This is a genomic window from candidate division WOR-3 bacterium (assembly GCA_039801245.1).
Classification (GTDB): Bacteria; Hydrothermota; Tepidihabitantia; order Tepidihabitantales; family Tepidihabitantaceae; genus JAOABP01.
On record JBDRUF010000046.1, the window covers coordinates 1 to 13896 of the forward strand.

General features: G+C 52.1%; 13 protein-coding genes. 10 read left to right on the top strand and 3 right to left on the bottom strand.

The features are described from left to right. Positions 1-154: 154 nt before the first annotated feature. Positions 155-1963, bottom strand: coding sequence for a PQQ-binding-like beta-propeller repeat protein (locus tag ABIK47_06745; protein ID MEO0020315.1), 1809 nt, complete (start codon positions 1961-1963; stop codon positions 155-157). A gap of 24 nt (positions 1964-1987) precedes the next feature. Beyond that, positions 1988-3031, bottom strand: a complete 1044-nt coding sequence (locus ABIK47_06750; protein ID MEO0020316.1) for a hypothetical protein — start codon at positions 3029-3031, stop codon at positions 1988-1990. Positions 3032-3179: 148 nt separating this feature from the next. On the opposite strand from ABIK47_06750, the gene ABIK47_06755 reads away from it, so the two are divergent. The 8 genes from ABIK47_06755 to ABIK47_06790 all read left to right on the top strand — a co-directional run bounded on the left by ABIK47_06755 (position 3180) and on the right by ABIK47_06790 (position 9947). Then, positions 3180-3869 (top strand): DUF72 domain-containing protein, encoded by a 690-nt coding sequence (locus tag ABIK47_06755; GenBank protein MEO0020317.1) that lies wholly within the window; start codon positions 3180-3182, stop codon positions 3867-3869. Further along, entirely contained in the window at positions 3870-4910 is a 1041-nt protein-coding gene (gene rtcA / locus ABIK47_06760) for an RNA 3'-terminal phosphate cyclase (GenBank protein ID MEO0020318.1), read from the top strand. 341 nt (positions 4911-5251) lie between these two features. Beyond that, entirely contained in the window at positions 5252-5512 is a 261-nt protein-coding gene (rpmA, locus tag ABIK47_06765) for a 50S ribosomal protein L27 (GenBank protein ID MEO0020319.1), read from the top strand. 2 nt (positions 5513-5514) lie between these two features. After that, complete coding sequence (locus ABIK47_06770) at positions 5515-6171, top strand: MBL fold metallo-hydrolase (GenBank protein ID MEO0020320.1); 657 nt, start codon at positions 5515-5517, stop codon at positions 6169-6171. Between the two features lies 1 nt (position 6172). Next, positions 6173-7015, top strand: a complete 843-nt coding sequence (locus tag ABIK47_06775) for a fumarate hydratase (GenBank protein ID MEO0020321.1) — start codon at positions 6173-6175, stop codon at positions 7013-7015. Positions 7016-7017: 2 nt separating this feature from the next. Then, on the top strand, positions 7018-7578 hold the full coding sequence (locus ABIK47_06780) for a Fe-S-containing hydro-lyase (GenBank protein MEO0020322.1): 561 nt from the start codon (positions 7018-7020) through the stop codon (positions 7576-7578). Between the two features lie 3 nt (positions 7579-7581). Further along, positions 7582-8304 carry a 4Fe-4S dicluster domain-containing protein gene (locus ABIK47_06785; GenBank protein ID MEO0020323.1) on the top strand — a complete coding sequence of 241 codons (723 nt, stop codon included), beginning with the start codon at positions 7582-7584 and terminating at the stop codon, positions 8302-8304. A gap of 8 nt (positions 8305-8312) precedes the next feature. Further along, a complete protein-coding gene (locus ABIK47_06790) occupies positions 8313-9947 on the top strand; it encodes an FAD-dependent oxidoreductase (protein ID MEO0020324.1) in 1635 nt (544 codons plus the stop codon). On the opposite strand, the gene ABIK47_06795 is transcribed toward ABIK47_06790, so the two are convergent. Beyond that, complete coding sequence (locus ABIK47_06795) at positions 9948-10472, bottom strand: hypothetical protein (protein ID MEO0020325.1); 525 nt, start codon at positions 10470-10472, stop codon at positions 9948-9950. Between the two features lie 407 nt (positions 10473-10879). Between ABIK47_06795 and ABIK47_06800 the strand changes: the two genes are divergently transcribed. Together ABIK47_06800 and ABIK47_06805 are read left to right on the top strand one after the other, a co-directional pair. Then, positions 10880-12511 (top strand): T9SS type A sorting domain-containing protein, encoded by a 1632-nt coding sequence (locus ABIK47_06800; protein MEO0020326.1) that lies wholly within the window; start codon positions 10880-10882, stop codon positions 12509-12511. A gap of 192 nt (positions 12512-12703) precedes the next feature. Beyond that, a partial coding sequence (locus ABIK47_06805; GenBank protein MEO0020327.1) for a kelch repeat-containing protein occupies positions 12704-13896 on the top strand: 1193 nt, incomplete at its 3' end.

Here is a 13896-nt window from a genome sequence, read left to right on the forward strand (position 1 = left end):
GTGTCGTGGCGCGGCGGCAGTTAAGCAAAATAAAAGATAAGATTAGGACTTTCAAAATTCGCATTAATAAACATTATCGTCGATGAAGCAAAAGTCAAGTTAAAGGAAAAAGCGGTGGGTTGCAACCCACCGCTTTTTCGCGTTGAATGCTATTTTATTTCTTGCCGGTATTATAGAGGTCCTTCTGCCACTTGGGCCAGGGTGCAGAGTTGTCAAGTGTTCCTTCAGGATAGCCGAGCACGCAGTACATATAGGACTCACCCAAGACGATGATATTACCATCAGGTCCAATACTCAGGCTGGGATTCTCTGCCGCCTCCAGTTTCCTTGGTCTGGTTCTGACACCTCTACCCCCAACCTGTTGCAGGCAGTCAGCGACCCAGACAAGGCTGCCATCGCTCTGATTGGCGGCATAGAGGCAGTCGTCATCGTCCATAAAGTAGATATAGCCATTGGCAGCGAGCAATGGTGCGCCGATAAGGCTGTTGGTGGTGTGCTGGTGTTGCCACTCAATAGCGCCGGTTAGCTGATTCAGGGCAAAGAGTTTGCCCGAGCCGGTGGTAATGAAAACATTTGTGGCTCCAACCGCCATACCGCTGATTTCAGCCGGGTCAACCATCGTTTGCCAGAGCTTGTTGCCGTCCTCATCAACCGCATTGACATAACCCGAGTCATCCGGAACAATTATGGTGCCGTTGTCATCAATTACCGGGGTGGAGAGCATTACATTGGTTCGCAAAGTGCATTCCCAGACGACATTGGGACTATTGGGCTCCATTTTGTAGAGAATGCCGTTATCGCAGCCGAAAATGAGATAACCGTTCCGGTCGATAACCGGGGCGCCCACAATTGCTGCCGGTAATTTGTATTTGCCAATGAAGCTGCAGTTGCTACCGGCATCTTCAAGGTAATAGAGGGTGTCCTCATCGCTGGCGATATAGATTTTGGTCCCGTTAATTGCCGGAGTACCCCAACCTGCAGTCATAGTGTCCGGCGTCCATTTCCAGGCAACTCCTAAGCCGCTGGCATTCAAGGCATATAAATAGGCATCCTCGCTGCCGACGATGATATGTCCAGTGTTACGGCAATAGGCAGGGTGACCGTTGAAGATGTAATCTTCTGGCTCCCGTGTTCCTCTATCAGCCCTTTTCCTCCCGGAGTTGTGGCTAACGCAATAGAAATAGCCATTGTCACAGTAGGTGTAGATTAGTGTGTCAACGACAACGGGTGAGGCAATCGGTGGTTGGGAATCATCGCCGACGATGCCGGAAAATTTCCACATGACCCTTCCTGCAGCACCAACAACAATCGCAATTGATTCGGGCGCTGATTCTGACCGTTTTGGCCAGTCCCTTGCCTTGACCTTTACCCAGAAGGTGCCTTCAGAGTTGAATTTGTGGGTGGTGGTGATGGTTTCGCCTGGCGCCACTCTGGTATCAATCCAGCCCTTGGAGCCGTCACCAAAGTCAAAGTAGAACTGAATTGAGTCGTTTTCCGGGTCAAGAGCGGTGGCGCGGAATTGGGTTTCAACACCCTTCGCGGTTCCAGGAGGGGCAAAGATTTTTATACTTTCAGGAGGGCTGTTGGGCAGAACACGGATGCTTTTTGGTGCGGAGAACTCGGAGATTTTTGTCGGGTCCTCTTCAAGATAGGCGGCAACCTTGAAGTTGAAGGTGCCGGTCTGGGTCCATTTCGGGTAGATGTAGTTGGTATCGCCACTGCCGGTCACATCAGAGGTGTCCATCTTGTTGTCAGGCTGACCAAGGTCGGTGATGTAGCGGATGTCCTTGTTGTTAGGAGCGGTAGCAAACACCCTTATCGGTGTTGTGGCATTAACCCAGGTTGACTCTGGAGCCGAGACGATTATTGGGGTGCTGGGTGCCCCTGGTTTTGGACACCCCATCCCAATAAACCCCGCAACAATCACCCCAGCCATAATCACTATCAGGGTCTTTTTATTCATTTACATCCTCCATTATGGTTTATTTTAAAGTTGACAACCCATATCATTTACCACAACTGGACCGTGGAAGGTGCCGGTTTCTGGTAACCGGTACCACCCACCCTTGCCATCCTCAAAATAGAAGTAGTAGTTGTGATAGATACCAGGGCAGAGTTTGGTTTTGAACCGGTAGACGCCCTCGCAGGGCTTGCCGCACATCAGGTGCATCTTATGGGGTTTCCCATTGATGTAAATTTCCGCACGGGTGGGCGGGTCGTTGTCCGGGTCGCGGTACTCAACATAGTAGGTAAATACTGTTCTTCTGTTCCCTGCTGCCGGGTCCACCTTCTCTCCCATTAATCTGGGCACTGCGTTGCCTCTTTCCCAAACAGTGGGACCTTGAATTATACCATAAGCGGGATGGAGCACACAGGCGCCGCACTGGTCAACTCCCGCAAAGTAATAGAAGTGTTTTCCGGGCTTAAGTTTGGTTTTGTAGACATAAAGACCGTTAGCAGGTGTACCTTGGTGGAGGGTCATATCGTACCAGATGCCATCGATGTTTACCCGCACCGCCTGGGGTCTGACACCATCCTTGTCCTCGTAATGAACCGAGAAGGTGTAGACCTCCTGGTTGGTGATGTAGTCGTGATAGCAGGCGCCATTGGTCAAAACCGGCAGGCGGTTATAAATCTGTTTGCCAATACCAACATAAGGACCGGGTTTGGCACCATAGCGGGGATAACGCTCTGAGAGTCCGCGAATGTCCTCGGCATAGAAGTAATGGTTGTACTCGCCTGAAGGTAGGGTTATCCTTGCCTGATAAATCCCGGCAGCGGGTTTGCCTTTTACCAGGCGCATTGGATAAGCGGTCCCGTTTATATAGACCTCAACCTTTGCCGGTGGGTCATTGTCCGGGTCAGAATAGCGGACCTGGGCAATATAGGTTGTTCTGCCCGTGCCCTGGAGTGGTGTTATCTTTGGGCCGCACAGACAGGGGCGCCGGTTTGCCTCTGCGGCGAAAACGGGCAGGGCAACGGTCAAAATAAGAACCACAGCGGTCGCAAAAGCAACATGCTCTTTGCGCATTCTTCCTCCTTTTTTTCTTTTAAAGACCAATGCAAGTATGATTATATGCAGTCGGGTATCGGTGTCAAGTAAATTCGCACAGCCTGTTTAGACCCCGCTGGAGTAGTGGCAGGGTTTGACAGATGGATAGTGGTTTTTATGATTGGGTATGCGGGTGTTTGTGGGCACATCGGGCTGGTTTTACCCCTGGAATCCGTCTCGCAGCCTGGACTGGTATTGTGACAATTCCGGTCTGAATGCGGTGGAGTTGAACGCATCGTTTTACCGGTTTCCCTTTCCCAATCAGGTGAAGTCCTGGGCGAAAAAGGGTAAGGGTCTTGTCTGGGCGGTAAAGGTCTCAAGGCTGGTAACCCATATCCACCGGTTAAACAAAGATGGTTTTGAGGTGTGGGAGCGTTTCTACGAACTTTTTCAGCCACTTGACAAAAATATTGATTTTTATCTTTTTCAGTTGCATCCCCAGATGGCGGCAGATGACAGGGATAGGGTGGCTGAGTTTGTCCAAAGGTGCGGTCTTAAGGAGCGGTTTGCTCTTGAGTGCCGGAACGAGTCCTGGTTTAATGAAAAGACAGTAGAGTGGGCAAAGGGGCTGGGGATAACTTTGGTTTCAGTTGATGCGCCCAAGTTTTTTAAGGACATTTACAACACCTCAGGTCTGGTCTATCTGCGGATGCATGGCCGGACCTCCTGGTATCAGCATAACTACACCGCCAGGGAGTTAAAGGAGGTTGTCGGGAAAATCAGGGCGGCAAAGCCAGAAGGGGTCTATGTCTTTTTCAACAATGACCAGGATATGCTCAGTAACGCCCAAAAGATGCTTGAACTTTTGCAGAAGTAGATGATTGAGATTGACGGCTCGTTTGGCTCGGGTGGCGGTCAGATCCTGCGCACCAGCCTTGCCCTGAGTGTGATTCTAAGAGCGCCAATCCGTATCAAAAATATCAGGGCAAGGAGACCAAAGCCGGGTCTTATGCCCCAGCACCTTGCCGGTGTCAGGGCAGCGGCAAAACTTTCCCGGGCAAAGGTGGAGGGGGATTTTTTGGGTTCAACCGAACTGGTGTTTGAGCCGGCGGGTGTTTTTTGTCAGGATTTGACCGTTGATGTTGCGGGCGAAAGGGGAAGCGCAGGTGCGGTAACTCTGGTTGCCCAGACTCTTTTGCCGATAATGCTTTTCAGTGATAAGCCCTGTCAGGCGGTTTTGCGGGGTGGAACCCATGTGCCTTTCAGTCCGGTTTATGAGTATCTCGAAAGGGTTTTACTGCCATTTTTGGAGAGGTTGGGTTTTAAGGCAGAGGCGAAGCTTAACGCCTATGGTTTTTATCCGGTTGGTGGAGGTGAGGTTGTTGTCAAGACCGAGCCGGTTAAAAAAGAAAATTTAAAAGGTCTTGATGTTAAAGATAAGGGCGGGTTAAAGGGTTTGCGAATCGTCTCGGGCGTGGCAAATCTGCCGGTTGAGATTGCCCAGCGCCAGGCAGCGAGGCTGAAACAGAGCTTGGGCAAAGAGCCAGAAAATGTTGAAGTTTTTGAGGTCAAGGCAAGATGCCCGGGAACATACCTTTTCCTGGAGGCGGTTTATCAAGGGGCTGTTGCCGGGTTTTCCTCTCTGGGCAAAAAGGGGAAAAGGGCAGAACAGGTTGCGGATGAGGTTTACGAACTTTTTGAGAGGCATCAAGAGGCTCCTGGTGCGCTTGACCCCAATCTCAGTGACCAGATTGTCCCTTTTTTAGGCTTGAGCAAGCAGGATTTCCATTTCACCACCACCCGTGTCAGCGACCATCTTTTGACCAATATTGAGGTTGTAAAGAGATTTATCCCGGAACTGAATATTGAACTGAAGGTTAAGGATGACGGTTTTGGTGAAGTCCGGGGCAGGTGGTAAATAGGGGGTGGTGGGGGGCACCTACCCTGTTAATAAAGAAGCTAAACAGGACCAATGTGTTAAGGTTATGCTATTATGCAACTTAGCCGATTTATCGCTGAGAACTGAAAGGTTTGGTGTTAATTTTGTCCGTTTTTCGGGCTCTTATTTTATAGGTAATAATAGATGAAGAGATTTGCAAATTTTGCCTGGGCTCGTTTTTCGTGCAGTTTCAGGGTTTGGTTGGTATTGAATGGCATCGGTCTGATATTGCCGATGTATTTGACTTAAAGGAAATTGAGGGCTATAATTAATTTCTTGCGAAGCAGTAGAAATTGGTTATAAATTCATAAGGAGTAATTATGGCACATAAAAAAGGTGGCGGCACAGCCAAGAACGGTCGCAACAGCCCGGGTCAGCGTTTGGGTGTCAAGGCTTTTGCGAGCGAGCGGGTGCGGACCGGCGCAATCATTGTCAGGCAGCGGGGGACCCGTTTTCTGCCGGGCAGGAATGTTGCCCGGGCAAGCGATGACAGCCTCTATGCCTTAGTTGACGGTGTGGTGCGGTTTGAGTGGGCTTCAAGGGATAAGAAACGGGTTTCGGTAGTCCCAATCACCGAGTAAAGATGAAGATTAAGTGGCTTGGGCATTCCGCATTCCTCATCACCGCGGATGCGGGCACGAAGATTATCACCGACCCTTATGTTCCCGGCGCTTATGACAATGCGGTGGGGTATAAGAGAATCAGCGAAAAGGCGGATGTGGTGACGGTGAGTCATGAGCATCCTGACCACTGCGGCAGCGCCAATCTGCCCGGTAGCCCGCAGGTGCTCAAAGGCACTGGACCCTGGACAGTCGCCGGGATAAAAATCTCAGGTATTGACACATTTCATGACAAGAGCGGTGGCAGGGAAAGGGGCAGAAATACCGTTTTTGTTTATGAGGTTGACAATTTGCGGATAGTGCATTTGGGTGACTTAGGGCATATTCCGGATGAGGCAACCTTGAAGGCGATGGGCAGGGTTGATGTTTTGCTTATCCCGGTGGGAGGTGTTTTCACGATTGATGCGCAGGAGGCGGCGAAACTCGTCTCTTTGCTCAAGCCGAAGGTGGTGATTCCGATGCACTACAAGACCCCATCATTAAGCTTTCAGATTGAGGGTGTGGATGGGTTTTTGCGAGTTGCGCCCAATTCCAAACGCATCGGTAAGTCTGAGGTTGAAATCTCGCTTGCCAGTTTACCGGATGCGACCGAGACCTGGGTTTTAGAACCGGCGCTGTGAGATGAGGACAATACCGTTTGAGAAAATTCGGGATACGGTGGCGCGGTTGTGCGTTGAGGCGAACTGCATCCTTGGTGATGATGTGATTTCTGCTTTTAAAAAGGGGCTGGAGATGGAGGAGTCGCCCACCGGCAAGGAGATTTTAAGGCAACTTTTGGAGAATCAGGAGATTGCCCGCAAGGAGATGATGCCCATCTGCCAGGATACCGGCTGGGCGGTTGTCTGGGTTGAGATTGGTTCAGGTGTCAGGGTTGAGGGTGGTGAGCTTTACGATGCGATTCAGGAGGGGGTGGCAAAGGGCTATACCGAGGGTTATCTCCGCAAGTCAATTGTCTCTGATCCGTTAAGAAGAAAAAACACCGGCAACAACACGCCGGCAATCATCTATACCGATATTGTTCCCGGTGATAAACTGAAGATTGTTGTTCAGCCCAAGGGTGGTGGCAGTGAGAATATGAGCGAGGTAAGGATGCTTTCGGCTGCGGATGGTGCTTTTGGCATCAAGCGGTTTGTGATTGACCGGGTTGAGCGGTCACAGGCAAACCCCTGCCCACCGGTCATTGTTGGTGTCGGGATTGGTGGCACATTTGAGAAATGCGCAATGCTTGCCAAAAAGGCGCTCCTCAGGGAGATTGGTTCAACCCATCCTGACCCTTTCTATGCCGAGATGGAAAAGGAACTCCTGGATGAGATTAATAAACTGGGGATAGGACCTCAGGGGCTTGGTGGCAGGGTTACCGCATTGGCGGTTTTCATTGAGGCTTTTCCCTGCCATATTGCGACGATGCCCTGTGCGGTGAATATCAACTGCCATGCCCAGAGGCACAAAACCGCAATTCTGTAATTATGGGTGAGATAAAGAGCGTCAGGACCCCTTTGACCGATGAGGTGGTAAAGAGCCTGCGTGCTGGTGATGCGGTTGAGATTACCGGTTTAATTTATACCGCCAGGGACCTGGCACACAAAAGGTTGACCGAGAGCCTGCAAAAAGGGGAAAACCTTCCTTTTAATATAATGGGTGCGGTTATTTACTATGTGGGACCAAGCCCGGCAAAGCCGGGAAGGGTTATTGGTTCGTGCGGACCAACAACATCATACCGGATGGATGTTTATACCCCGAGTTTGCTTGCGGCTGGTCTGAAAGGGATGATTGGCAAGGGCAACAGAAGTCCAGAGGTGATTGAGGCATTAAAGAGATATTGTGGGGTATATTTTGCCGCGGTTGGTGGTGCGGCAGCGCTCCTTGCCCAGAGGGTGCGTGCGGCAAGGGTGGTGGCATATGATGATTTGGGTCCAGAGGCTTTGCAGGAACTTGAGGTTGAGAACTTCCCGGTGATTGTTGTCAATGACTGTTATGGTGCTGACCTTTACAAAGAGGGTGTGAGAAGATATAAAAGGGAGGGCTGAAGGATGGCGAGGAAAAAAAGAAAGAGCGAGGAACTGAGCCCAAGTGGAAATAATTTTGTCACCATCTATGTGATGGGTGAGGCTTATCGGGTGCCCAAGGACTTGACAATAATGAAGGCGATGGAGTATGCCGGTTACCGGTTCATCCGCGGCTGCGGTTGCCGGGGCGGGTTCTGCGGTGCCTGCGGTACGGTTTATCGCACCCGCGACTCCTATAAACTTAAGGTTGGGCTTGCCTGTCAGACCGTTGTTGAGGATGGAATGTATCTCACCCAGATCCCGTTTTATCCGGCAAACAAGAAGGATTACGACATAAAGGAACTGCAGGCCGATACCCAGGTGCTGGTAAAACTTTATCCAGAACTGATGCGCTGCATCGCCTGCAACTCCTGCACCAAAATCTGCCCTCAGGACATTGATGTGATGGGCTATATTCAGGCGGCAATCAGGGGTGATATCGCCAAGGTGGCGGATATGTCCTTTGACTGCATTATGTGCGGTCTGTGTGCGAGCCGGTGTCCGGCAGAGATTGTCCATTACAATGTGGGGCTCTTGGCGCGGCGGCTTTACGGTGCCAAGATTGCCCCGCGCGCTCAACACCTTGCCCAGCGCCTGGAGGAGATTAAGGCGGGCAGGTTTGAACCTGGACTTGACCGGCTCACCAAGATGAGCGAAGCGGAACTCTCCCGTCTCTACTACGAGGAACGGGATATTGAACCGGAATAGGAGGGATGATGTATCCAGAGTCAATGCAGGAGTCCATCAGGCGGCTTGAGGCAACCAGAGAGGAGCGCATCAAGCAGGGTAAGATTCCTTTACTTGATGCCGAGGCGAAGAAGGCGTTACTAAAGTCTTTCCATCCGGATTACATTGAGACCAGTATGCGTGCACTTGCAGTGGGTCCGAACAAGGGTGAGCGGACACCGCACGAGATTGCCGATTGCCTTGAAGCCTGGCCCATCGTTGACCCGAAAAGGTTTGACCCTGACAACCCAAAGTTCACGGTTGATGTCCTCGTGATTGGCGGTGGTGGTGCGGGCGTGGCGGCGGCGCTGATGGCACAGGAGCACGGGGCAAGTGTTATCTTGACAACTAAACTCCGCTTGGGTGATGCCAATACGATGATGGCGCAGGGCGGGATTCAGGCGGCAGATAAGGAGAACGACTCGCCCGAGAGGCACTACCTCGATGTCTTAGGTGGGGGGCACTTTAAGAACATTCCGGAACTGGCAAGGGCGCTGGTTACCGATGCGCCCGGCGTCATCGCCTGGTTGGAGGAGTTGGGGGTGATGTTTGACAAGACCCAGGACGGGACGATGATTACGATTCACGGCGGTGGCACATCCAGGAAGAGGATGCACGCCTGCCGGGACTACACCGGTGCGGAGATTATGCGCACCCTGCGGGATGAGTTCAAGAGCCGGGGGATTCCGGCACTGGAGTTCTGTGCGGCGGTGGAACTTTTGACCGATGATGAGGGCGCCTGTGCCGGTGCGGCATTTGTCAACCTTGACACAAATGAACTGTTCACCATTCGGGCAAAGACCACCATCCTGGCCACCGGTGGCTGCGGCAGGTTGCACATCCAGGGTTTTCCCTGCACCAACCACTACGGCGCCACCGCGGATGGACTGGTCCTGGCATACCGGGCAGGGGCAAAACTAATCTTTATGGACACGATTCAGTATCATCCGACCGGTGTTGCCTATCCCGAGCAGATTGTTGGGCAGTTGATTACTGAGAAGGTGCGGGGTCTGGGTGCGCACCTGGTCAACGCTTTTGGGAACCGGTTCATCTATGAACTTGAGAGCCGGGACATCACCGCCTCGGCAATCATCCGCGAATGCACCGAGAGGAAAAACGGGGTTGTGACGCCAACGGGCAGGGTAGGCGTCTGGCTGGACACCCCTTTGATTGAACTGCTCAAGGGTGAAGGTGCGGTGAAGAAAAACCTGCCGGCGATGTATCACCAGTTTGCCCGGTTCGGCATCTATATGGACAAGGAGCCAATTCTGACCTATCCCACCCAGCACTATCAGAATGGCGGGATTTTGATTAATGAGGTGGGCGAGACCGGTGTGAAAAACCTTTATGCGGCGGGCGAGGTTGCCGGTGGGATTCACGGGCGCAACCGGCTGATGGGCAACTCCCTTCTTGATATCTTAGTTTTTGGCAGGAGGGCAGGCAGGTCTGCTGCGGAAAAGGCGCAGATGTTATCCGTTGATAAAGGGGCGGGATTTAAACATCTGATTAAGTTTCAGGCAGAGTTGAGGGCGGCAAAGGTGCCAAAGGAAAGGCGCTCACCAATACTTTTGCCTGAATACCGCCGACCAGAACTGCAGACGCCCTTTGCCTTTGTCAATCGGTAGTTATTCTATTATTCGATAGGTGTGACAAAGGACTATCACGGTCACGCCTTTTTTACGGCTGACATTTACCTCAACCACCTCTTTTCTTCCGGCTGACACATACGAGCGGGACTGGTAATCTTCCTCATCGGTTTTATCAACCAGTTTCCAGTCACCTAAAACCTTCTCGTAATATGCCAAAACCTTTGCCGGGCTGTCTTTGGTCTCAAGGTTATAGGAGCAGCCAAACCGGGGGTAATAACTTCCGAAACGGGAAATGGGGGTGGCGTTAGGATAAAGCAGTTTTTGCGGTAGTCCGGTCAGGTCAACGCCATTTTTCTCGCCGTAAAAGACCTCACCCAACAGGCTTTGAAACTGGGTTATTGCGGTTCCCTGGGTGTCTGGTAAAGTCGGGGTGGTTTCACCGGTCTGCTTTGCCTCTGCTTTTATCTGCGGTTTGGTGCTACTGGAGGGCTTGCGGCAGCCGGCAATTGGGCACAAAAACAGCAAAAGATAAAAACAGGTAAAGGTTAATATTCTTTTCATATTATTATATTATAGATGGGGAGAGGGATGTCAATTTGCCCTCAGGGGTGGTAGGATGAGGGGTATGGGTGGGCAAAAGGGAAAGGCAATCCTGATGGCTCCTGGAGAGGGTTTATTCGGCAGGCTGGGAAAGGGGTTAAGGGGCTGGCTCTGAGACGATGGGTAAGGTTCTGGGGAGGGGGATATGAGTGAGGGCGATAGTGGTGGTGCTCGGGTGGATTTCCAAAATGGTATAGGTGGTTGCCTTAGGGATGGTAGGGGGGACTGTCCCCGGGACGACCCCTGGGCTGGTCACTGACCGGGATTTTGGCGGTTTTCGCCGTTTCTGCGTAATAAGGTTATAGGAAAATTTTTCATTGACTTTGTGAGGGAAGAGAATTATAATCGTTAAAACAAAAGGAGGATTAATGAATAAAAGGTTTCTCCCGGTCTTCGGGATATTGGTCGGTCTTGTTACAACAACCTTGGCAGCAGATACCCTCTGGACCAGGCGTTATGATGGTCCGGCAAACGGTGATGAAGAGGCGTGCGCGGTTTTTACCGATGGTGAAGACAATGTGATTGTCATCGGCTCCAGCCCGACACTCACCACCGGTTATGACTTTGTGGTTTTCAAGTATTCACCGGCGGGCGAGTCCCTTTGGCTTGCCCGAATCGGGAGCACGGGCAACACCAACGATTTGGTCCGGGCAGCGAAGATGGATGCGAGTGGAGCCATTTACCTCACCGGCAGAACCGGTTCAGCAGGCAACTATAACATCCTGACGGTAAAACTTAATCCTGATGGGTCGGAGGCATGGCGTGCCATTTATGAGGGTTCAGGCGGTAAAAATGATGAGCCCACCGCGATGGCAATAGATGCCTCTGGGAATGTTTTCATTACCGGTTATGAAGCGGATGCCGGAGGCTATCTTGATTTTGTCACCATCAAATACAACGCCGATGGCACTCAGGCATGGGCAGCAAAGTATGACGGCGGGTTTGGTGATGACAAGGGTGTTGATATTGCGCTTGGTCCGGACGGCAGTGTCTATGTAACCGGCTCCAGGACCCAGGAGGGAGGGACATTTCAGGACTATGCGACGCTGAAGTATGATGGGGCTGGTGGTCAGGTTTGGGTTGACATTTATGACCGCGATACCGTCAATGACATTCCGACGGCAATTGCTGTTGACAGCGCGGGCAATGTGTTTGTTACCGGCAGGAGCGCGCTCGGTCCGGGTATGGGCGGTCCTTTCAGTTATGTCACCCTGAAGTATAACAGCAGTGGCAATAGGCTCTGGACGAAGATTTACAGCGGCACCAACCGCGGTGCCATCCCGGTGGCAATGGCTTTGACCCCAAACGGTCTTTACATCACCGGCAATGTCTGGCGGACAACCAACAACGACATCGGCACCGTGGCATACAATCCCCTTACCGGCAGTGACCTCTGGGTGGCGGTTTTTAACGGCACCGCAAACAAGGTTGATGAGGCGAGCGATATCATTGTTGATGCCAACGGTAAGATTCACATCGTCGGCTACAGCCAGGATTCACTCGGTCGTGCCGACTACTGCCGTTTGCGCTACTCCGCAACCGGTACCCTGGAACTGGTGAGCCTTTACAACAGCCCCTTTGACAACGCTGACGAGGGAAAGGCGATTGCGGTTGACAACCAGTTTAATGTGGTGGTAACCGGCAGGAGTTACGGTGGTCTTCCCCTGATGACCTATGACATTGTTACCGTGAAGTACGACTCCTCGGCTCCCGGGATTTCAGAGTCTGATGTTAAAACCCGGGCTTTTGGGACATTAAAGGTTCAGCCCAATCCGGCAAGAAACCGGGCAATCTTAAGCCTGCCCTTGAAGGCAGGAGAAGCGGCAACGATTGCCCTGTATGATGTTGCCGGTGCCCTTTGCCATCAGGAAAAGGTCTCTCTGTCAGGAGCGGGAAGCACCTATTCTCTGAACCTTGCTGGCTTCAATCCGGGCGTTTATATCTTGGAATTGAAACAGGGTGAGGGGAGTAGCCGGGTGAAACTGCAGGTGGTGAAGTGATGGGGCAAAAAGGAGATGAAATTTTTCGCTTGACAAAGGGCTGAAGATATGTATAATATGTGTGGGTCTGCCCCATTTATCCCAAACCAGCAGTCTGGGTTACGCTGCCACGAAAAGGGCAGGATAGCGCTGTCCTTTTTCTTTTGGGAGGCAGACCTTAGTGGAATTAAAAGCTAAAAAAGGAGGCATAAGATGACCGATAAAAGAAAAGCAGCGTTGCTGCTGACGATGATGCTGGTGGCGGCACTGTTTGCCGCAAACAGTCCAGCATATACAGTGACGCCTGAAAACCTCCAAAGAGCGCTTCCGCGAGCGAGCGCGGTTTTGACGCAAAAGGAGATAGTCAGTTCCAATGGTGGTCACCCATTGGATGCGGCAGCACCGATTGTTCCTGACCATCCCTCTCTACCCCCAACCGAACCATCGCCCAATGCGCAGCGGGTCTGGCAGCGGTTTGCGGACTTCCCTGACAACAATGGCACCTACCGGAGCGCGGGCTGCACCGACGGTCGTTACCACTATGTGGGTGGCGGCTGGATTGGTACCTCGGGTTCTGGCGGACCGTTCAACAAACTGTGGCGTTATGACCCGGCAACCGATGCCTGGACCGAACTGGCATCAATGCCGACAGCAATCTCCAACCACTGTATGATATGCCATCGCCAGAAGAGAAAGATTTTCATCCCTGGTGGCTATCCCAACTCGGTTGGAATGGTGTATGACATCGCCAGCAACGAATGGGGGAACTGGAGCGTTCCAATGCAGGACTACGGTCATGCGGGCGCCCCTTATGGCGACTCCATCCTGGTTGTTTTCGGCTCAAACAACCCTGGGACAACCTATCGGTACAGCATCCCTGATGATGAGTGGGCACAAAGGGCGAGCGCAACCGGTACAACCAGCCATGGTCAGATGGATGCGGGTGCTGGCGGTTTACTGTACTATGCGGGCGGCTGGTACCAGCAGACAACCTTCATTGCCTATGACCCATCAAGCAACTCCTGGAGCACCTTGCCCTCAATGCCGACCGGCAGGCACGGCTTAGGTCTGTGCGCCTATGGACCATATGTCCTTGCCTATGGTGGTGCCCAGGCCTGGACAGAGGGGAACTGGGTGGAGTGCTATGATGTCACCACCAACGAGTGGACCCAGGAAGACCCGATGCCCTATCGACTCGGTGGCAGTTCCTTTACCAGCGGCTGCCGAGGCTGGGCTTATTACACCTCTGGTGTTTATGCGAGCCCGGCAAATGTCCATATTGGTGGTCAGGTTACCCCGCCGATTGATGTTGGTGTGACAAAGATTGTTGTGCCCTCATCACCAGTTGTTGAGCCCGGGATGATGATAACACCGGTTGTGGAGATAGCGAATATGGGTATGGACCC

Coding starts and splice junctions, on each gene's coding strand:
- ABIK47_06745 (MEO0020315.1), bottom strand. CDS start 1,963: ATGAATAAAAAGACCCTGATAGTGATTATGGCTGGGGTGATTGTTGCG.
- ABIK47_06750 (MEO0020316.1), bottom strand. CDS start 3,031: ATGCGCAAAGAGCATGTTGCTTTTGCGACCGCTGTGGTTCTTATTTTG.
- ABIK47_06755 (MEO0020317.1), top strand. CDS start 3,180: ATGCGGGTGTTTGTGGGCACATCGGGCTGGTTTTACCCCTGGAATCCG.
- rtcA (MEO0020318.1), top strand. CDS start 3,870: ATGATTGAGATTGACGGCTCGTTTGGCTCGGGTGGCGGTCAGATCCTG.
- rpmA (MEO0020319.1), top strand. CDS start 5,252: ATGGCACATAAAAAAGGTGGCGGCACAGCCAAGAACGGTCGCAACAGC.
- ABIK47_06770 (MEO0020320.1), top strand. CDS start 5,515: ATGAAGATTAAGTGGCTTGGGCATTCCGCATTCCTCATCACCGCGGAT.
- ABIK47_06775 (MEO0020321.1), top strand. CDS start 6,173: ATGAGGACAATACCGTTTGAGAAAATTCGGGATACGGTGGCGCGGTTG.
- ABIK47_06780 (MEO0020322.1), top strand. CDS start 7,018: ATGGGTGAGATAAAGAGCGTCAGGACCCCTTTGACCGATGAGGTGGTA.
- ABIK47_06785 (MEO0020323.1), top strand. CDS start 7,582: ATGGCGAGGAAAAAAAGAAAGAGCGAGGAACTGAGCCCAAGTGGAAAT.
- ABIK47_06790 (MEO0020324.1), top strand. CDS start 8,313: ATGTATCCAGAGTCAATGCAGGAGTCCATCAGGCGGCTTGAGGCAACC.
- ABIK47_06795 (MEO0020325.1), bottom strand. CDS start 10,472: ATGAAAAGAATATTAACCTTTACCTGTTTTTATCTTTTGCTGTTTTTG.
- ABIK47_06800 (MEO0020326.1), top strand. CDS start 10,880: ATGAATAAAAGGTTTCTCCCGGTCTTCGGGATATTGGTCGGTCTTGTT.